Raw genomic sequence first — 19,274 nt, forward strand, 5'->3', positions numbered from 1 at the left:
TGATCCGCTGACACGCATGCGGCCCGAGATGTGACCGCCCGCACCCTTGACGGGTCGCCCGGTCAGCCAAAAGGGCGACGCGTAGGCTGTCGCTCGGCGTGCTGACCCGGCCCGGTCGCCGCCGAATCCGATCTCCGCCTCGATGCCGGAAGGTGGCAATCCGTGAGCACGATCACCGAGCGACCGGTCGCCACCAGCCCTGCGGGGGAACCGGAGGCCGTAACGCCGGCCGGTTCGACCAGCCGGGGCCGTGACATCGGTGCGGTGGTCCGGTCGTACGTCTCGCTCACCAAGCCCCGGATCGTCGAGCTGCTGCTGGTCACCACCGTTCCGGCGATGATGCTCGCGGCCGGTGGAGTGGGCTCGGTCTGGCTGATCGTGGTGGTGCTGGTCGGCGGCTCGCTGGCGGCCGGTGCGGCGAACGCGTTGAACTGCTACATCGACCGTGACATCGACCAGTTGATGCGGCGTACGAAGCGGCGTCCGCTGCCGACCCACACGGTGGCGCCGCGCAGCGCGTTGTTCTTCGGTCTGACGCTGGCCGTGGTGTCGGTGGCGCTGATGGCGGTCTTCACCAACTGGTTGGCCACCGCGCTGACCCTGGGGGCGATCGCCTACTACGACCTCGTCTACACCATGTGGCTCAAGCGCACCACGCCGCAGAACACGTTCTGGGGCGGCATCTGCGGGGCGGCCCCGGTGCTGATCGGCTGGGCCGCGGTGACCGGTTCGCTGTCGCCGGCCGCGTGGGCGCTGTTCGCGCTGGTCTTCTTCTGGCAGCTGCCGCACTTCTACGCCCTGGCGATCAAGTACAAGGACGACTACGCGCGGGCCGGTATCCCGATGCTGCCGGTGGTGGCGTCGATCCGGCGGGTCGGCATCGAGATCGTCGCCTTCTCCTGGCTGACCGTGGCGGCGTCGTTGTCGGCGTGGCCGGTGAGCGACGAACTCGGTCCGATCTACGGCGGTACCGCCGTCGTGGTAGGGGCGATCTTCCTACTGGAGGCACACCGCCTACAGGCCCGAGCCCGCCACGGCGAGCCCCTCAAGCCGATGCGCCTGTTCCACTGGTCGACCACCTACCTGACGATCCTCTTCGTCGCCGTAGCCCTCGACGCCCTGATCTGACCCCCCCCACCCCACCCCCACCCCACCCCGGTCAAGATCCGCACTCTTGTAGAGAAGGAGTGGGAATTCCGTCGTGAATTCCCACTCCTTCTCTACAAGAGGCGCCTCTGGGGGAGCGGGGTGGATCGAGCGGGTTAATCACAAGTGGGTTGTATGTCGGGAATTTTTTGTGGGGGTGGGTCGGGGTGAGTCGGGGTGGCTCAAGGGGAGGGGTGGTTCGTCCTGGTTTGTTCTACAATGATGGACGCCTATAACGGATAAATGGGCATAAAACACCTGTGTTTTTCCTTAACCCGATAGGTAATTGGCGTCACAAATTCCCGACAACTGGGCGGCACGTGAGGTCACCTCTGCTTAGGCTTCCGTTCATGGCAGATGGTTCCGATACGACGCTGACGAGTGAACAGACCGTCGCGACCCCGGCTCCGAGCGGTCTGGTAGCCGGCATCAAGACGTTCGCCGCCGGACACGGCGGCGCGAAGGCGGTCATCGAGTACGTCGGCAAGCGGGGAGCGCGCATCGTCCTGGTCGGCGAGGACGGCGTGTGGGCGGACCAGTTCGCGGAGGGGACCGACGTCGCCCGGCTGGCCTGCGAGAAGGCGGGCGTCGCGGTGGAGAACGAATGGGAGCGGGAACTGATGGACCAGATGCGGCCGAGCAACGACCTGTGGCGGTCGATGGCGCGGCGCGTGATGGCCCGTTGAGCAACTTGTCCGAGCACCACACCGCGACCCGGGGGGAGCCCCGGGTCGCTCTCGTTACCTGCGCCGAACTACCCGACCTGGACCCGGACGACCGGTTGCTGCTCGGGTCGCTGGCCGCCCGAGGGGTACGGGCCCAACCGGTCGTCTGGGACGCGCCGGAGGTCGACTGGGCCGCGTACGACCTGGCGGTGCTCCGTTCGGCCTGGGACTACGCCCCGCGCCGGGAGGAGTTCGTCCGCTGGGCGGCCAGTGTGCCCCGGTTGGCCAACCCGGCCGAGGTCGTGCGCTGGAACACCGACAAGCGCTATCTCGGCGAACTCGCCGGAGCGGGTGTGCCGACGGTGCCGACCGAGTGGGTGGCGCCGGGCGGGAGCTGGCTGCCGCCGACCACCGGCGAGTACGTGATCAAGCCCGCGATCAGCGTCGGCAGCCTCGACACCGGCCGGTACGACCTGTCCGACCCCGGCGTACGTGACCTGGCGAGGCGGCACGTCGAGCGGCTCGGGGCGGCCGGTCGGCTGACCATGGTGCAGCCGTACCTGAGCGCGGTGGACACCGTCGGGGAGACCGCCCTGCTCTTCATCGCCGGCCCGGACGGGCTCGCCTTCAGTCACGCGATCGGCAAGGGCGCGATGCTGACCGGACCGGACCCGGGAACGGTCGAGCTGTTCCGGGCCGAGAAGATCACTCCTCGTACCCCGGAAGCGGCCGAGCGGGACGTGGCCGACCGGGTGCTGGCCGCCCTGCCCGGCGGGACCGACCGGCTGCTCTACGCCCGGGTGGACCTGATTCCCGGCCCGAGTGGCGCCCCGGTGCTGGTCGAACTGGAGCTGACCGAGCCGTCCCTGTTCCTGTCGCACGCCTCCGGTGCCGCCGAGCGCCTCGCCGACGCCGTCCTGCGCCACCTTCCCTGACCCGTGCCACCGCCCGTCCGGGCGGTACGCGTCCGACCCAGAAACGAGTGCCCGTCCGGACCCGGACGGGCACTCGTTTCGTGAAAGTGGGACATCGCCCCGGCCGGTACGGGAGGGTGGGCGCAAACGGCCGTAGTCAGCGGGACAGGGCGGGGGCGGGTGTGGCGGAGTCGGCGGCGTGCTCGACGGGGACGGCCAGCGAGGCGGGCTGCCGTTGCCGGGTCGACCAGAGCACCGACAGCGTCGCCAGCCAGACCAGGCACGCCCCGAGCATGTGCGCGCCGACCAGGAGCTCCGGCAGGTGGGTCAGGTACTGCACGACGCCGATCAGGCCCTGGCCCAGTTCGACCACGAGCAGCACCGTCGCGGCGCGTACCGCGACCGCCGGGGCGCCGAGCGCGCGCAGCGCCAGGAGCAGGCCGATGGTCAGGCCGACGAGCAGGAACACCAGGTCGGCGTGGAACTGGGCGATGGCCTGTGGGTCGAGGCCGTTGCGGGCGGCCTTCACGTCACCGGCGTGCGGGCCGCTGCCGGTGACCAGCACCCCGATCACGATCACCGCGCCGCTGACGGCCAGGGTGAGCCAGGTCAGCGTCCGGGCCGGTCGGGGCACCGTCGGTCGGGCCGGCCCGTCGGGCTCGTCGACCCGACGCCAGAACGCGTACGTGGAGAGCAGCAGCAGCATCGACACGATGAAGTGGACGCCGACGACGCCGGGGTTCAGGTGCATCCGTACGGTGATCCCGCCGATCACCGCCTGGGCCGCGACGCCGAGCAGCACCGCCCCGGCGAGCAGCACCAGCGAGCGGCGGCGCGGCCGGTACAGCAGTGCGGCGAGCAGGCCGGCGAGGGCGATCAGCCCGACCACGCCGGTGAGCGTACGGTTGCCGAACTCGATCGCGCCGTTGATCCCGAGCGCCGGTGTCGTGGTGTACGACTCGTCGGTGCAGCGGGGCCAGGTGGGGCAGCCGAGTCCGGAGCCGGTGAGCCGGACGGCGCCGCCGGTGACCACGATGCCGACGTTGGCGACCACCGAGGCGAGCGCGAGGCGGCGCAGGAGCGGGATGCTGACCGGAGGGCGGCCGATTCGGTTCACGGCGGTAATCCTACGTAGCGTAGTGGTGGGCCCCGTCGGCGACCGGCGCAAACCGGTGGTCCGGATCACTCGCGGTACGGTTTGCGGTCGTCTCGGGAAATACGTAACGTTGGCGTAGTGAAAAACATGGCGGCGCTCTCCGAGCACGATCCGGTGGCCGATCCGGCCTCCGGTGCCGCCGTGCCCCCGCACGCCCCCTCCATGATCGCTGATCGCACCCGGGACCGGGTCACCCGCCTCCTGCTGGCGCACGGCGCCTCGACCGCGGCCGATCTCGGCACGGCGCTGGGGCTCAGTCCGGCCGCGATCCGCCGGCATCTGGACGCGATGCTGGCCGACGGTGACGTGATCTCCCGCGAACAGCCCCTGCGCGGTCACCGGGGCCGGGGCCGTCCGGCCCGGGTGTTCATGCTCACGGATTCGGCGAAGGTCCGTTGCGGCACCCACACCTACGACGGCATGGCCACCGCCGCGCTGCGCTGGATCGCCCGCCAGGGTGGCCCCCGGGCGGTGGACGCCTTCGCCGCCGAGCAGGTCTCCGGCCTGGAGACCCGCTGCCGGTCCGCCCTGGAGGGCGCCGGCGACGACCCGCTGGCCCGCGCGGAGGCGCTTGCGGGTGCGCTCACCGCCGAGGGTTACGCTGCCAACGCGTCCACGATCGCCACCGGTGGCCAGCTGTGCCAGCACCACTGCCCGGTGGCACACGTGGCCGCGGAGTTCCCCCAGCTGTGCGAGGCCGAGACGGCGGTCATCTCCCGCCTGATCGGCACCCACGTGCAGCGGCTGGCCACCATCGCGCACGGCGACGGGGTGTGCACCACGCACATTCCCGCTCAGTCCAGGCGCGCCCAACCCGGAAATCCCTCCACCACTGTGAGGACAGATAGATGACCGAGCAGATCGTTGCGCCCGTCTCCCAGGAGGAGCACCTCGCAGCCCTGGGCCGATACGAGTACGGCTGGGCCGACACCGACACCGCTGGCGCGACCGCTCAGCGTGGTCTGTCCGAGGCGGTGGTGCGCAATATCTCCGCGCTCAAGAGCGAGCCCGAGTGGATGCTCGACCTGCGGCTCAAGGGGCTGCGCCTGTTCGGTCGCAAGCCGATGCCGGCCTGGGGTGCCGATCTCACCGGGATCGACTTCGACAACATCAAGTACTTCGTCCGCTCGACGGAGAAGCAGGCCGCGAGCTGGGACGACCTGCCCGCGGACATCAAGAACACCTACGACAAGCTGGGCATCCCGGAGGCCGAGAAGCAGCGGCTGATCTCCGGTGTGGCCGCCCAGTACGAGTCCGAGGTCGTGTACCACAAGATCCGTGAGGACCTGGAGGAGCAGGGCGTTCTCTTCCTGGACACCGACACCGCGCTCAAGGAGCACGAGGAACTCTTCAAGGAGTACTTCGGCACCGTGATCCCGGTCGGTGACAACAAGTTCGCCGCCCTGAACACCTCGGTCTGGTCCGGCGGCTCGTTCATCTACGTGCCCAAGGGCGTCCGGGTGGACATCCCGCTGCAGGCGTACTTCCGGATCAACACCGAGAACATGGGCCAGTTCGAGCGGACCCTGATCATCGTCGACGAGGGTGCGTACGTGCACTACGTCGAGGGCTGCACCGCGCCGATCTACTCCTCCGACTCGCTGCACAGCGCGGTCGTCGAGATCATCGTCAAGAAGAACGCGCGCTGCCGCTACACGACCATCCAGAACTGGTCGAACAACGTCTACAACCTGGTCACCAAGCGGGCCGTGTGCCACGAGGGCGCGACCATGGAGTGGATCGACGGCAACATCGGTTCCAAGGTCACCATGAAGTACCCGGCCGTCTACATGGTCGGCGAGCACGCCAAGGGCGAGGTGCTCTCGGTGGCCATGGCCGGTGAGGGCCAGCACCAGGACGCCGGTGCCAAGATGGTGCACGCCGCGCCGCACACGTCCAGCACGATCGTCTCCAAGTCGATCGCGCGGGGCGGCGGCCGCACCTCCTACCGGGGCCTGGTCCAGGTGCTGGAGGGCTCGCACCACAGCCGGTCCACGGTCAAGTGCGACGCGCTGCTGGTCGACACCATCTCCCGGTCGGACACCTACCCGTACGTCGACATCCGCGAGGACGACGTGTCGATGGGGCACGAGGCGACCGTCTCCAAGGTCAGCGAGGACCAGCTCTTCTACCTGATGAGCCGGGGGATGAGCGAGGACGAGGCGATGGCGATGATCGTCCGTGGCTTCATCGAGCCGATCGCCAAGGAACTGCCGATGGAGTACGCGCTGGAGCTCAACCGCCTGATCGAGCTGCAGATGGAGGGCGCGGTCGGCTGACGCCGCCCGCCATCCCGCCACCGGACCTCGCCAGAGAAGACTCAAGGAAGAGATGACTACCGAGGCTTTCGCGCCGCCCACGACCAAGTCGCAGGCGCTCCGCTCGTACGACGTCGCCGACTTCCCGGCCCTTACCGGGCTGGAGGAGGAGTGGCGCTTCACTCCGCTCAAGCGCCTGCGGGCGCTCGCCGGTGACCCGACCGGTGCCGCCGCTCCGCTCGGCCACGAGGTCGGCGAGCTGCCGGCCGGGGTCAGCACCGGCACCATCGGCCGCGACGACCCACGGGTCGGCAGCGTGCTCACCCCGTTCGACCGGGTGAGCGCGCTCGCGTACGGCGGTGCGTCGGACGCGTTCCTGATCTCGGTCGCCCCGGAGGCGGTGGTGACCGAGCCGGCGCTGATCCGGGTGGTCGGCGCGGGCGCGGCACAGGTGGCCTACGGGCACACCTTCGTCGAGGTGGGCCGGTTCGCCGAGGTCACCCTGGTGCTGGAGCACACCGGTAGCGCGCTGCTGGCCGACAACGTCGAGGTGGCCGTCGCCGACGGGGCGAAGCTGACCCTGGTGACGGTGACCGACTGGGCGCCGGACGCGGTCCACGCCCAGCACCTGCGGGTCCGGCTCGGCCGGGACGCGAAGGTGGTGCACGTGCAGGTCTCCCTCGGCGGCGACCTGGTACGCCAGTTCACCAGCGTCGACTACACCGGCCGGGGTGGCGAGGCCGAGCTGTACGGGCTCTACTTCGCCGACGCCGGGCAGCACCTGGAGCACCGGCAGCTGGTCGACCACACCGTGCCGGACTGCCGCAGCTACGTCGGTTACCGGGGCGCGTTGCAGGGCGTGGACGCGCACACCGTCTGGGTCGGCGACGTGCTGATCCGGGCCGCCGCCACCGGCACCGACACGTACGAGATCAACCGCAACCTGGTCCTGTCGGACGGGGCGCGGGCGGACTCCGTACCGAATCTCGAAATCGAGACCGGCGAGGTGGGGGGGGGGGGGGAGGGGAGGGGGGGGGGGGGGGGGGGGGAGGGGGGGGGGGGTGGGGGGGGGGGGTGGGGGGGGGCGGGGGGGGGGGGGGGGGGGGGGGGGGGGTGGGTTTGTAGTTGTGGGGGGTTTTTTTTTTTCCGCCCCCCCCCCCCCCCCCCCCTCCCCCCCCCTCGCCCCCCCCCCCCCCCCCCCCCCCCCCCCCCCCCCCGCCAGCGCGACCGGTCGCTTCGACGACGAGCAGCTGTTCTACCTGATGGCCCGGGGCATCCCGGAGTCGGAGGCGCGCAAGCTGGTCGTTCGCGGCTTCTTCGCCGAGTTGATCAACAAGATCCCGGTGCCGGAGCTGCGCGAGCGGCTCGGCGACGCGATCGAGTCCCGGCTGGTCAAGGCGGGCTCCTGATGGTTCGCGTCTGTGCCGTCGACGAGGTGCCCAAGGGCGCCGTCGTGCGGGCGGAGATCGACGGCACCGAGATCGCCCTGGTGCACGCCGACGACGACGCCTTCTACGCCATCCGGGACGAGTGTTCGCACGCCACGGTCGCCCTCTCCGAGGGCGAGCTCGACGGCTGCACGCTCGAGTGCTGGCTGCACGGCTCCCGGTTCGACCTGCGTACCGGTGAGCCGAGCGGACTGCCCGCCACCGAACCCGTGCCCGTTTATCCCGTCGAGGTCCGCGACGGCGATGTATTCGTCAGTCTTACGCCAAGCAATGGAGTTACCCCGTGAGCGTTCTGGAGATCCGTGACCTGCAGGTGTCGGTCAAGCTGCCCGAGGGCGAGCTCAAGCCGATCCTGGCCGGCGTCGACCTGACCGTGCGGGCGGGGGAGACCCACGCCATCATGGGCCCGAACGGCTCGGGCAAGTCGACCCTGGCCTACTCGATCGCCGGTCACCCGAAGTACCAGATCACCGGCGGCTCGGTGACCCTCGACGGCGTCGACGTGCTGTCGCTGACCGTGGACGAGCGGGCCCGCGCCGGCCTCTTCCTGGCCATGCAGTACCCGGTCGAGGTCCCCGGCGTGTCGGTGGCCAACTTCCTGCGTACGGCGAAGACCGCCGTCGACGGTGAGGCGCCGAAGCTGCGCACCTGGGCCGGCGAGCTGCGCGGCGCGATGGAGCGGCTCCAGATGGACCCGGCGTTCGCCCAGCGCAACGTCAACGAGGGCTTCTCCGGTGGCGAGAAGAAGCGGCACGAGATCGTGCAGCTCGAACTGCTCAAGCCGAAGATCGCCATCCTCGACGAGACCGACTCCGGTCTCGACATCGACGCGCTGCGCGTGGTCAGCGAGGGGGTCAACCGGGTCCGCGAGACCGGCCAGACCGGCCTGCTGCTGATCACCCACTACACCCGGATCCTGCGCTACATCAAGCCGGACTTCGTGCACGTCTTCGTCGGCGGCAAGATCGTCGAGCAGGGCGGCCCGGAGCTGTCGGAGAAGCTCGAAGCCGAGGGCTACGAGCGGTACGTCGCCGGAGCCGGCGCAGCCCGCGCCTGAACGAGAGAGAGCTGCCGGAGATGACCACGATCGCGATCCCGCCGGGCATGCCGCAGTACGACGACGTGCCCCGCTTCGACGTGTCGAAGGTGCGCGCCGACTTCCCGATCCTCGATCGGGAGATCAACGGGCACCCGCTGGTCTACCTGGACAGCGCCAACACCTCGCAGAAACCGCGCCAGGTGCTCGACGTGCTGCGGGAGCACTACGAGCGGCACAACGGCAACGTGTCCCGCTCGGTGCACACGCTGGGCACCGAGGCGACCGAGGCGTACGAGGGGGCGCGGGCGAAGGTGGCCGCGTTCATCAACGCCCCGAGCCCGGATGAGGTGGTGTTCACGAAGAACTCCACCGAGGCGATCAACCTGGTCGCGTACGCCTTCTCGAACGCCTCCGCCTCCGCGCACGGTGACCCGAGGTTCCGCCTCGGCCCCGGCGACGAGGTGGTGATCTCCGAGATGGAGCACCACTCGAACATCGTCCCGTGGCAGTTGCTCTGCGAGCGGACCGGCGCCACGCTGCGCTGGTTCCCGCTCACCGAGGGCGGCAGGCTGGACGAGTCCGAGCTGGACGACCTGGTCAACGAGCGCACCAAGCTCGTCTCGCTGGTGCACGTCTCCAACATCCTGGGCACCGTGAACGCTACCGCGCGGATCACCGAACGGGTCCGCGCGGTCGGCGCCCTGCTGATGCTCGACTGCTCGCAGTCGGTGCCGCACATCCCGGTGGACGTCGTCGACCTCGACGTCGACTTCATCGCGTTCACCGGGCACAAGATGTGCGCGCCGACCGGCATCGGGGTGCTCTGGGGTCGGGCGGAGCTGCTCGCGGCGATGCCGCCGTTCATGGGCGGCGGCTCGATGATCGAGACCGTCTCCATGGGCGGTTCGACGTTCGCGCCGCCACCGGCCCGGTTCGAGGCGGGCACCCCGCCGATCGCCGAGGCGGTGGCGCTCGGCGCGGCGGTCGACTACCTCACCGGTATCGGGATGCGGTCGATCCAGTGGCACGAGAAGGAGCTCACCGCGTACGCGTTGGACGCGCTCGGGACCGTACCCGGGTTGCGGGTCTTCGGGCCGGTGGTGCCGATCGGCCGGGGCGGCACGATCTCGTTCGCGCTCGACGGGGTGCACCCGCACGACGTCGGTCAGGTGCTGGACGCCCAGGGCGTGCAGGTACGGGTCGGGCACCACTGCGCCCGTCCGGTCTGCGTGCGGTACGGCGTACCGGCCACCACCCGCGCCTCGTTCTACCTGTACACCACCACCGCCGAGATCGATTCGATGGTGGCTGCTCTCGAGCAGGTGCGAAAGGTTTTCGGCTGATGCAACTCGACCAGCTCTACCAGGAGATCATCCTGGATCATTACAAGCACCCGCACGGTCGCGGGCTGCGTGACCCGGCCGACAACGCGGGCCAGGTCGCGGAGGCCCACCACGTCAACCCGACCTGTGGTGACGAGGTGACGATGCGGGTGTCGGTGGCGCGGGACGTGCTGTCCGACATCTCGTACGACGGTCAGGGCTGTTCGATCAGCCAGGCGTCGGCGAGCGTGCTGCACGAACTGCTCAACGGTCGGGGTGCCGACGAGGCGTTTGCCGTGCATGCGGCGTTCGTCGAGCTGGTCTCCGGTCGCGGGCTGGTGACGCCGGACGAGGAGGTGCTGGGTGACGGGGTGGCTTTCGCCGGTGTCGCCCGCTACCCGGGCCGGGTGAAATGTGCGCTGCTGCCGTGGATGGCGTTCAAGGACGCCGCGGTACGCGCCGGTGTGGGCGTGAGCCCGGAGGTGAAGGCATGAGCGAGCGCAGCGAGGTGCTGGAAGGCATGAGTTCCGAGGAGACCGTGGGCGCCACCGGGGCGGCCGAGGTCGCCGCGACCGGTGCCGCCGACGCGGCGCCCGACAAGGGTGAGGCCGTCGAGGCAGTCGAGACTGTGGCCGGCGGAACGGTGGTCAGCAAGGCCGCGATCGGTGAGATCGAGGAGGCGATGAAGGACGTCGTCGACCCCGAGTTGGGTATCAACGTGGTCGACCTCGGCCTGGTCTACGGCGTGCACGTCGGTGACGACAACATCGCCACCCTGGACATGACGCTGACCTCGGCGGCCTGCCCGCTGACCGACGTCATCGAGGACCAGACCCGGCAGGCGCTGACCACCGGCCCCGGTGGCGGCCTGGTCGCCGACTTCCGGATCAACTGGGTTTGGCTCCCCCCGTGGGGCCCCGACAAGATCACCGACGAAGGCCGCGACCAACTCCGCGCCCTGGGCTTCAACGTCTGACGCGTCGTCCCCCGAAGGCGCGGTTGTAGAGAATGAGTGGTTGTCCGGGTACGGACAACCACTCATTCTCTGTATGAGGCGCGCCTCAGTGGGCGTAGGTTTCGAACTCCCAGAGGGAGAAGCCGAAGCCGGTGGCGCGGGTGAGGCCGTGCATGCGGACGTAGCGGGCGGTCGTGGTGGCGAAGGCGATGGGGTCGGTGCCGCCGTCGCCGGTCGTGGTGGACCAGACCGGTTGCCAGGTGGTGCCGTCGGTGGAGACGTCGATCCGGTACGAGCGGGCGTACGCCGCCTCCCAACTCAGCACCGCTCGGCTGACCGGGCGGACCGAGCCCAGGTCGACCGTGATCGACTGGTTGTCCGACCACGCACTCGCCCAGCGGGTGCCGGGGTCCCCGTCGACCGCGTGGGCGGCGCCGTTGCCGAGCTGACTGCTCGACGCGGTGACCGTACGCCCGGCGGCCAGGTTGCTCACGTCGTCGCCCCGACCGGCCGGAAACGACACCACCTGCTGGTACGTCGGCCGGTTCTGCCAGGCGATGGTGGCGTGCTTGATCCCGCCCAGCGGTGACTGGATGATCGCGTCGGCGCACCACTGGTCACCGGCCGCGCAGCTCGCGTCGCCGGGATAGACGGTCGACGCCGGCTGGGCGGCGGCGGTGCGCAGCGTGTCGAGCAGAATCTGCCGGCAGGAGGCGAGGACGCCGCCACCGCAGTAGGTGCGGCCCAGCCCGCCCCGCACCGGATCGCCGAGGACCGCGCGCAGGTCCTTGTCGACCCAGCCCCACCAGCCGTACTGGAACGACGATCCCTTGTGCGACTGGGCTGCGTTCGCCGATCCGGGCAGGTCGGAGACGTCGCCGCGCTGGTGGCCCGACGGCGACTCGTTGACCTGGAGCGCGTTCACGAGTGCCTGGTAGAGATCGGGACCGAGCGGCGCCCTGAACTGGCCGTTGACCAGCAGCGGCCACCAGGCGTCGAAGACCCGGATCGCCTCGGCGTGCTGGTAGACCTTCGACCCGCTGGCGGTCTCGACCCGCAGCGCGCCGGCCTGCCGCCAACTCTTCAACCGGCCGATCACGGCGGCCAGGTCGGTGTCGGTGACCGGTTGGCTCTCCAACACCCGGATCAGCTCGTCGAGCACCTCGATGCCGCGCAGGTCGGTCAGCCCGGCCCGCTGCACCAGGCTGGTCAGCGAGGCACGGTCGAACTTCTGGCCGGCGGCGAGCGCGGCCCGGATCGGCTTGTCGAGCAGGTCGGCCCGGTGCACCGCACCGAAGCTGAAGTTGCCGTCGGCCGCCCCGAAGTCCTTGGCCTGCTTGTTGTTCCAGCTCACGTAGTAGTCCTGGTCCACCGAGTTCGGGTGCGCCGAGGCCGGGGTGTAGCTGGCGGTGTTGGTCGCCGGGTCGAAGCCGGGCCACTCGTACGCCGGTTCGGCCTTCTGCGGCAGGTTCGGGTTCGACCCGGCGGCGCGTACCGGGTTCAGTCCGGAGGTGAAGTACGCCGAGGAGTCCGAGTTGACGTAGAACCAGTTGAACGCGTACCCGATGGTGGCGGCGGCGTCGGTGAACCCGGTGGCGGTCCCCATCGCGGCCGGGTCGTTGAACATCTGGAACCCGATCGCCGAGTCCGCCTCGTGCCGGTACGTCGACCGCAACGACGTGAACGCGTACGGCTGGCCGCCGACGGTTCCGCGCCACCCGACCAGGCCGAGCGCGGTACGCCGGGCGACGATCCGGTACGACCCGGCCGGGGTGCCGTCGGCGACGCTCGGCGTCCAGGAGTTGACGTGCGACAGCTCCTCCATCGCCAGGCACTGCCCCCGGAACCGGTAACGGTTGCTGGCCAGCGTGGGTGCGCTGCCGTCGGTGGTGCAGAGCGGGACCGCGTACGTGTCGGTGATGTCCTGGTTGGACGAGGTGGCGCTCCACGCGTAGTCCTGACCCCGGCCGAGCAGGACGTAGAGGTTGACGCCGGCGAACGCGGCGCCCCGGGCGCTGATACCCGGCCCCTGCAACTCCTGCACCATCAGCAGTTGCGGGCTGAAGTAGCCGGTCTGTGGGCCGAAGACGGCGACCGGGTGACCGGTGGCGGAGTGTTCGGCGGAGATCACGGCCGCGTTCGACATGCCCCGGCTGGCCGCAGTGATGGTCAGCCCGGACAGTGCGGCGGCCAGCTCGGACGGGCCACCCGTGCTGCTGGTCGCCGAACCGGTCTCGTCGGTGACCACCGGTTCGACCCGGCTGCTGCCGGCGTCGGGCAGGACCACGCTGGGTGCGTCCGGCGAGGCACCGCCGTACGGGAAGCTCTGGCCGTCGTGCAGGGTCAGCACCGCCTCCGGGTCGTTCTCGGCCCGGAACGCGGTCCACACCCGGTCTCCCTCGACGGTGCCGTACTTCGCCCGTGCGGCGATCCGGACCAGCGCCGACTGCATCTCCGTGCCGCCCCCGCCGCCGAAGAGCCCGCCGACCACCCCGGCGATGGCGATCAGGTCGGTCATCCGGAACGGCTCCGGGCCGCCCTCGTTGGTGATCGCGTCCAGGTGCCCGGTGAGCACGTACTCGCCGGGGCAGTTGCGGCCCGCCATGCAGACCCCGATGTACGCGTTGATCCCGTCGATGTACTCGCGTACGTCGGTGTAGAGCTGCTCGCCGCGCGGGCCGCGCTGGCGCAGTGCCTCGACCTGCGCCTGGAGGTCCGCCTCGGTGTACGGCGAGTTGCGCCAGACGCTCTGCTCCAGGGCCCGGTTGCCGGGGGCGCCACCCGCGAACGGGGTGAGCGTGCCGCGCCCGACGTGCCGCAGCAGGTCCATGGTGAACAGCCGGTCCTCGGCACCGGCGAAACCGGCGCCGTACATGGTGCCGCCCCGGGTGGTGCCGGTGATGTGCGGGACGCCGGTGGACCGGTCCCGGACGATGGTGACGTCGGCGCGCGGCGAGTAGGTCCGCTCGGCCTGGCCCGGCGGGACCCCGAAGGCGGCGTCGTTGAAGAAGTTCCCGATCTGGTCCTCGCGCAGGCCGGCGTACCCGTAGACCAGGTTGGCGTACTTGCCGAGCTGGTCGCCGGAGTGCCGGGGCAGGGTGCCGAGCGCCTGGTTGCCGAGGATCTCTACCAGGGTGGCGTTGCCGTTCTGGCCGGGCGGCAGGATGTCCGCGCACTCGCCGAGGCAGTAGTCGCCGGCGGCGAACGAGGTGGTGCCGGCGCCGCCGACCGGCGCGCCCGGTGCGGCAGCGGCCGTGACCGGTTCCGGGGCGGCCTGCGCGGAGGTGGGACCGGCGACGAGGGCGGTGGCGGTCGTGACCAGGACGGCGAGGGCCGCCGTCACCCGTCGGTTCAGGACATGTGGGCGCATGGCTGATCCTCCTGCCGGTGGGATCATTACATGAAGAAACTTCGGGTACCGGATGCTAACCGGTCACTCAGGACGTTGGAAAGACCTAACAACGTCGATACATCACCGCCATATTCGCGTGTTGACGGGCCCGCGTCGCTCGCCACTGCGGCGAAAACAGGTCGACGGGTGCCCGCGCTACCCGCACACTCTGGCGGATGAACGAGTCGATCAACGCCCTTTTCGCCGGCCTGGTCGCCGGTTACGGGGTCGCTATTCCGGTGGGTGCCATCGCCGTACTGGTCGCCGCCCTGACCGCCCGTACGTCGTTCCGGGTGGGTGCCGGCGCCGCGCTCGGGGTGGCCACCGCCGACGGCCTCTACGCCGGGGTGGCGGTGGTCGGCGGCACCGCGCTCGCCGGTGTGATCGAACCGATCGCCGGACCGCTGCGGGTGCTGGCGGTGGTGATCCTGCTGCTGCTGGCGGGCCTGACCGTGCGCCGGGCGCTGCGCCAGTACCGCAACCCCGACCCGGCCGCCCGGGACGGCCGGGGTCTGACCACTCCCGGTCGCGCGTTCGGCGCGGTGCTCGGCCTGACCCTGCTCAACCCGACCACCATCCTCTACTTCGGTGCCCTGATCCTGGGCCGGCAGACATCCGAGCCGTTCGCGCCGGGCGGCGCGGTGATCTTCGTGGTGGCCGTCCTGGCCGCCTCGGCGAGCTGGCAACTGCTGATCGCGGGCGGCGGCTCGTTGCTCGGCCGGGTGCTGACCAGCCCTCGGGGCCGACTCGGCACCGCGCTCGTGTCGAGCACGCTGATCGTGGTGCTGGCCGTGGGTGTGCTGCTGGCCGACTGAGTCGGTTGCCGTACGGTCGGGGGATGAGCAGCCGACCCGCCGCTGGCGGCGGCCGGTGGGTCGACGTCGAGCCGGCCCGCGTGGCCCGCTGGATCGACGGCTTCACCGCGCGGCACGGTCCGCCCGACGCCACCGCGACGACGTACGGTCTGCTGCTCGCCGCCCCGGACGGCGCCAGCGCCGAACTGCACCACCCACCGGGTACGCCGCCCGCCACCGACCTGACCACCTTCCTGGAACTGGTGTGTGCCGCCCGCCGGTTGGGGCTGCTGCTGGCCCGCAAGGGCGCGGTGGCCGTCGGTGTCGCCGACGGGGCGACCCTGGTGACGTCCAAGGTGGACACCCGGTACGTGCAGGGGCGTACCGCCGCCGGAGGCTGGTCCCAGCAGCGCTTCGCCCGGCGCCGGGACAACCAGGCCAAGGCGGCGATGGCGGACGCCGTCGAGCTGGCCCTGCGGTTGCTGCTGCCGGTGGCCGGCAGCCTCGACGCGGTGGTGGCGGGCGGGGACCGCCGGGCGATCGACACGATCCTGGCCGACCGACGGCTCGCTCCGCTCGCCGCCCTGCGCGCCGACCGGCTGCTCGACGTCCCGGAGCCCCGGCACGCGGTGCTGGTCGACGCGATCGCCGCCGCCCGGTCGGTACGCGTCCTGGTCCGCGACCCCGACCCGACGCCGGCCTGACCTTCCGCCGGTGCCGGGCGGTTCGGTGGCGCCGGTCTGACCTTCGGGCGGTGCCGGTCTGACCTTCGGGCGGTGCTGGGTGGGTCGGGTGGTCCCCGGATGGCGTCGGCGCGGGGCGCTGGCTACCCTCCCGCCATGGCTCCGCGCGCCCACACCCGTCGCCGTTCCGCCCCCGCGTGGCCACGGCCGGACCGGGAACTGCACCGGCCGCTGCTGCTCGTCGCCGGGCTGGCGGTGCTGCTCTGCCTGACCGGGCTGGGCATCGGCGGGTTCTTCTGGTTCCGGCCGGGACCCCAGCCGGAGGCGGCGGCCCGGATCGCCATCGACTCCTTCGTCCAACGCCTGGTCGCCGGCAACTACGGCGGGGCGTACGATCAGCTCTGCACCGAAACGAAGGAGCGGTTCGACCGGGAACAGTTCGCCGCCGACGTCGGTGGCCGGCCGGCGGTGCGGTCGTACCAGATCGACACGATCCAGCGGTCCGGGCCGGCGTTCTCGGTCGGGGTGACCCTGGTCGACCCGAGCGGGGCCAGCGCGCCGCAGGTCTACCGGGTGATCGAGGACCGGGGTAGCTGGCGGATCTGCGGCGACCCGCTACCGGCCTGACCTGGCACCCGTCGGCCGCGCCGATCATGGGCGGGAATCCGACCGGGGGTTGGGCCGGTGGCCCGGTACACTTGGCCCCGTGCTGCTCTGCGAAGGCTGATCCGCCCCGCACCGGGGGGACATCGTCCCCGCCGGTGCGTCCGCGTGCCTGAGTCAGCCTTCGACCCCGAGAGTGAGTCCAAACCATGATCACTGTTACCGGCCTGGAACTGCGCGCCGGCGCCCGGATCCTGCTCTCCGACACCACGCTGCGGGTGCAGCCGGGTGACCGGATCGGCCTGGTCGGGCGCAACGGTGCGGGCAAGACCACCACGCTCAAGGTGCTCGCCGGTGAGGGTCAGCCCTACACCGGCGCGATCGACCGTCGGGGTGCGGTCGGTTACCTGCCGCAGGACCCGCGTACCGGCGACCTGGACGTGACCGCCCGCGACCGGGTGCTCTCCGCCCGAGGGCTGGACGTGCTGATGGCCCAGATGGCCGAGGTCGAGGCGCAGCTCGCCGAGAGCCCCGACGACCGGCTGGTACGCCGCTACGGCGCGCTGGAGGACCAGTTCGCCTCGCTCGGCGGGTACGCGGCGGAGGCCGAAGCGGCCCGGATCTGCGCCAACCTCGGGTTGCCCGACCGGGTGCTCGCCCAGACCATCGGCACCCTCTCCGGCGGTCAGCGGCGGCGGATCGAGCTGGCCCGGATCCTGTTCCGGGACGCGGCCGAGAACAACGGCGGCATCCTGCTGCTCGACGAGCCGACCAACCACCTCGACGCCGACTCGATCACCTGGCTGCGCGGCTTCCTCGCCGGGCACAAGGGCGGGCTGATCGTTATCAGTCACGATGCCTCGCTGCTGGAGGCCGTGGTCAACAAGGTGTGGTTCCTGGACGCCACCCGTTCGGTGGTCGACATCTACAACGTCGGCTGGAAGACGTACCAGGAGCAGCGCGAGACCGACGAGCGGCGCCGGCGCCGGGAGCGGGCCAACGCGGAGAAGAAGGCCGGCGCGCTGATGGCGCAGGCGGACAAGATGCGGGCCAAGGCCACCAAGACCGTCGCCGCCCAGAACATGGCCCGCCGGGCGGAGAAACTCCTGTCCGGGCTGGAGGAGTCGCGGGTCGCCGACAAGGTGGCGAAGGTCCGCTTCCCGAGTCCGGCACCGTGCGGCAAGACCCCGTTGACCGCCGCCGGCCTCTCCAAGTCGTACGGCTCGTTGGAGATCTTCACCGACGTCAACGTGGCGGTCGACCGGGGTTCCCGGGTGGCCATCCTCGGCCTCAACGGTGCCGGCAAGACCACCCTGCTGCGGATGCTGGGCGGGTTGTTGAAACCGGACACCGGGGAGATCCGGCCCGGACACGGGCTGCGCCTGGGCTACTACGCCCAGGAGCACGAGACGCTCGACGTGGAGCGCAGCGTGCTGGAGCACATGCGCAGCGCCGCGTTCGAGCAGTCGGACACCGACCTGCGCAAGATCCTCGGGGCCTTCCTCTTCTCCGGCGACGACGTGGACAAGCCGGCCGGGGTGCTCTCCGGCGGGGAGAAGACCCGGCTGGCCCTGGCCACGCTGGTCTGCTCCGGCGCGAACGTGCTGCTGCTCGACGAGCCCACCAACAACCTCGACCCGGTCAGCCGGGAACAGGTGCTGGACGCGATCGCCAACTACCCCGGTGCGATCGTGCTGGTCACCCACGACCCGGGCGCGGTGCTGGCGCTCAAGCCGGACCGGGCGATCCTGCTGCCCGACGGTGACGAGGACGCCTGGAGCGACGACCTGCTCGAACTGGTCGAACTGGCCTGACCCCGGCCCGGCCCGGCCCGTCGGTCGGCCCGGCCCGGGTCAGTCCAGGCCGGTCAGCCGGCCGAGCACGCCGGAGCCGACCAGGATCAGCACGCCGATGGCGATGAACACCACCGGCACCAGTCGGTGTCCGGCCCGTTGCACCAGCCGGACCACGCCCGGATGGCCGCCCAACCGGGCCGCCACGGCGCACCAGAGCGCGATCAGCGCCGCGAAGACGAGTAGGGAGACACCCGTGTCGGCCGGCCCGAGGGTGCGGAACACGGGCACGTAGACGGCGATGTTGTCGGCGCCGTTGGCGATCGTCACCCCGGCCACTCCGATCGTGCTCGCCACGACCGGTGTGTCGTCATCGTCGTCGTCGGCCAGCAGGGCGCGTACGCCCAGGGCGATCGGGAGCAGGCCGAGCAGTCCCGTCCACGGGTCGGGCACGACCAGGAGCCCGGCGGCGGCCACGAGGCTCGCCCCGACGAGCACCGCGATGCCGGCGTACTGGCCGAGCACGATCTGCCAGCCGCGTGGGCGCCCGGTGCCGTGGGAGGTCACGAAAAGTACGGTCAGGATGAGGATGTCGTCGATGTTGGTGCCGGCGAACACGACCGCTGCGGCGGCGGCCGTTCCGAGATAGTCGGTCACGGAGTGCAGCGTACGGACATACACCCGGAACCCCCACTGGGCCGGGACGAGGGCTTTCGCCAAGGGCGCAATCGCTGAATCGGGAAATTGACACTGCTGTGCGTGTCGGTTGGCGAAGAGTTGATATCTGGCGCATGATCGTTCGAGGCGGTCTAATAGGTGGGACCGTATCGAACCGCACAGTCTGGGACGTGAGGAATCAACATGGCAGCCACCGGCACAGCCACCAGCACTGAGAAGGGTCGCCGGATCGTCGGAGCCGAGCGCCAGACGCTCGCCAAGGACCTGGTCAAGCGGTACACGTCCGGCGAGAGCATTCGCGCCCTGGCGGCCTCGACCGGCCGTTCCTATGGGTTCATCCATCGGGTGCTCACCGAGTCCGGCGTTCAGTTGCGCCAGCGCGGCGGCGCTCGCCGTCGCAAGAAGGCGTGAGCCGCTTCTCAGCCTGGT

General features: G+C 70.7%; 19 protein-coding genes and 1 pseudogene. 17 read left to right on the plus strand and 3 right to left on the minus strand.

The window, feature by feature from the left end; translation table 11 throughout:
• Positions 1–162 precede the first annotated feature (162 nt).
• The 3 genes from ACZ6QQ_RS03910 (at position 163) to ACZ6QQ_RS03920 (ending at position 2,746) form a co-directional block, all read left to right on the plus strand.
• On the plus strand, positions 163–1,128 hold the full coding sequence (locus ACZ6QQ_RS03910; protein WP_465874123.1) for a heme o synthase: 966 nt from the start codon (positions 163–165) through the stop codon (positions 1,126–1,128).
• Positions 1,129–1,496: 368 nt separating this feature from the next.
• The gene (locus tag ACZ6QQ_RS03915; protein WP_465874125.1) at positions 1,497–1,832 is read left to right on the plus strand and encodes a hypothetical protein; all 336 of its coding nucleotides are present in this window, start codon (positions 1,497–1,499) and stop codon (positions 1,830–1,832) included.
• A gap of 5 nt (positions 1,833–1,837) precedes the next feature.
• Positions 1,838–2,746: an ATP-grasp domain-containing protein gene (locus ACZ6QQ_RS03920; protein ID WP_465874517.1), complete on the plus strand. Its 909-nt coding sequence runs from the start codon at positions 1,838–1,840 to the stop codon at positions 2,744–2,746.
• Positions 2,747–2,882: 136 nt separating this feature from the next.
• On the opposite strand, the gene ACZ6QQ_RS03925 is transcribed toward ACZ6QQ_RS03920, so the two are convergent.
• Positions 2,883–3,842, minus strand: coding sequence for a COX15/CtaA family protein (locus tag ACZ6QQ_RS03925; RefSeq protein ID WP_465874127.1), 960 nt, complete (start codon positions 3,840–3,842; stop codon positions 2,883–2,885).
• 201 nt (positions 3,843–4,043) lie between these two features.
• Between ACZ6QQ_RS03925 and ACZ6QQ_RS03930 the strand changes: the two genes are divergently transcribed.
• The 9 genes and pseudogenes from ACZ6QQ_RS03930 to ACZ6QQ_RS03970 all read left to right on the plus strand — a co-directional run bounded on the left by ACZ6QQ_RS03930 (position 4,044) and on the right by ACZ6QQ_RS03970 (position 10,924).
• The gene (locus tag ACZ6QQ_RS03930; protein ID WP_465874518.1) at positions 4,044–4,733 is read left to right on the plus strand and encodes a helix-turn-helix transcriptional regulator; all 690 of its coding nucleotides are present in this window, start codon (positions 4,044–4,046) and stop codon (positions 4,731–4,733) included.
• The gene (gene sufB / locus ACZ6QQ_RS03935; protein ID WP_465874129.1) at positions 4,730–6,160 is read left to right on the plus strand and encodes a Fe-S cluster assembly protein SufB; all 1,431 of its coding nucleotides are present in this window, start codon (positions 4,730–4,732) and stop codon (positions 6,158–6,160) included. The genes ACZ6QQ_RS03930 and sufB overlap by 4 nt, the downstream gene beginning before the upstream one ends.
• A 52-nt stretch (positions 6,161–6,212) precedes the next feature.
• Positions 6,213–7,178 (plus strand): annotated as a pseudogene (locus ACZ6QQ_RS03940) (SufB/SufD family protein); the annotation flags it as partial.
• Positions 7,179–7,266: 88 nt separating this feature from the next.
• Positions 7,267–7,548 (plus strand): SufD family Fe-S cluster assembly protein, encoded by a 282-nt coding sequence (locus ACZ6QQ_RS03945; protein ID WP_465874520.1) that lies wholly within the window; start codon positions 7,267–7,269, stop codon positions 7,546–7,548.
• Entirely contained in the window at positions 7,548–7,874 is a 327-nt protein-coding gene (locus ACZ6QQ_RS03950) for a non-heme iron oxygenase ferredoxin subunit (RefSeq protein WP_465874522.1), read from the plus strand. Before ACZ6QQ_RS03945 ends, ACZ6QQ_RS03950 begins: the two co-directional genes overlap by 1 nt.
• Entirely contained in the window at positions 7,871–8,644 is a 774-nt protein-coding gene (gene sufC, locus ACZ6QQ_RS03955; RefSeq protein WP_465874130.1) for a Fe-S cluster assembly ATPase SufC, read from the plus strand. Before ACZ6QQ_RS03950 ends, sufC begins: the two co-directional genes overlap by 4 nt.
• A 20-nt stretch (positions 8,645–8,664) precedes the next feature.
• Positions 8,665–9,969, plus strand: a complete 1,305-nt coding sequence (locus ACZ6QQ_RS03960; RefSeq protein ID WP_465874132.1) for a cysteine desulfurase — start codon at positions 8,665–8,667, stop codon at positions 9,967–9,969.
• The gene (sufU, locus tag ACZ6QQ_RS03965; protein ID WP_465874133.1) at positions 9,969–10,442 is read left to right on the plus strand and encodes a Fe-S cluster assembly sulfur transfer protein SufU; all 474 of its coding nucleotides are present in this window, start codon (positions 9,969–9,971) and stop codon (positions 10,440–10,442) included. The genes ACZ6QQ_RS03960 and sufU overlap by 1 nt, the downstream gene beginning before the upstream one ends.
• Before the next feature lie 26 nt (positions 10,443–10,468).
• Positions 10,469–10,924: a metal-sulfur cluster assembly factor gene (locus ACZ6QQ_RS03970; RefSeq protein ID WP_465874523.1), complete on the plus strand. Its 456-nt coding sequence runs from the start codon at positions 10,469–10,471 to the stop codon at positions 10,922–10,924.
• 85 nt (positions 10,925–11,009) lie between these two features.
• Here the strand turns inward: ACZ6QQ_RS03970 and ACZ6QQ_RS03975 are convergent, their stop codons facing one another.
• The gene (locus ACZ6QQ_RS03975; RefSeq protein ID WP_465874135.1) at positions 11,010–14,273 is read right to left on the minus strand and encodes a penicillin acylase family protein; all 3,264 of its coding nucleotides are present in this window, start codon (positions 14,271–14,273) and stop codon (positions 11,010–11,012) included.
• Positions 14,274–14,470: 197 nt separating this feature from the next.
• Here ACZ6QQ_RS03975 and ACZ6QQ_RS03980 point away from each other — a divergent pair, with 197 nt between their 5' ends.
• The 4 genes from ACZ6QQ_RS03980 (at position 14,471) to ACZ6QQ_RS03995 (ending at position 18,188) form a co-directional block, all read left to right on the plus strand.
• Entirely contained in the window at positions 14,471–15,109 is a 639-nt protein-coding gene (locus ACZ6QQ_RS03980; RefSeq protein ID WP_465874136.1) for a LysE family transporter, read from the plus strand.
• A gap of 23 nt (positions 15,110–15,132) precedes the next feature.
• Complete coding sequence (locus tag ACZ6QQ_RS03985) at positions 15,133–15,792, plus strand: acVLRF1 family peptidyl-tRNA hydrolase (RefSeq protein ID WP_465874138.1); 660 nt, start codon at positions 15,133–15,135, stop codon at positions 15,790–15,792.
• Positions 15,793–15,927: 135 nt separating this feature from the next.
• Entirely contained in the window at positions 15,928–16,398 is a 471-nt protein-coding gene (locus tag ACZ6QQ_RS03990; protein ID WP_465874140.1) for an Rv0361 family membrane protein, read from the plus strand.
• 185 nt (positions 16,399–16,583) lie between these two features.
• Positions 16,584–18,188, plus strand: a complete 1,605-nt coding sequence (locus ACZ6QQ_RS03995) for an ABC-F family ATP-binding cassette domain-containing protein (protein WP_465874142.1) — start codon at positions 16,584–16,586, stop codon at positions 18,186–18,188.
• Between the two features lie 39 nt (positions 18,189–18,227).
• Here ACZ6QQ_RS03995 and ACZ6QQ_RS04000 read toward each other — a convergent pair whose 3' ends face one another.
• Positions 18,228–18,824 (minus strand): cadmium resistance transporter, encoded by a 597-nt coding sequence (locus ACZ6QQ_RS04000; protein WP_465874144.1) that lies wholly within the window; start codon positions 18,822–18,824, stop codon positions 18,228–18,230.
• Positions 18,825–19,028: 204 nt separating this feature from the next.
• On the opposite strand from ACZ6QQ_RS04000, the gene ACZ6QQ_RS04005 reads away from it, so the two are divergent.
• On the plus strand, positions 19,029–19,256 hold the full coding sequence (locus ACZ6QQ_RS04005; RefSeq protein ID WP_007462679.1) for a helix-turn-helix domain-containing protein: 228 nt from the start codon (positions 19,029–19,031) through the stop codon (positions 19,254–19,256).
• Positions 19,257–19,274: the final 18 nt, after the last annotated feature.

It is taken from the genome of Micromonospora sp. NPDC049529, assembly GCF_055586685.1.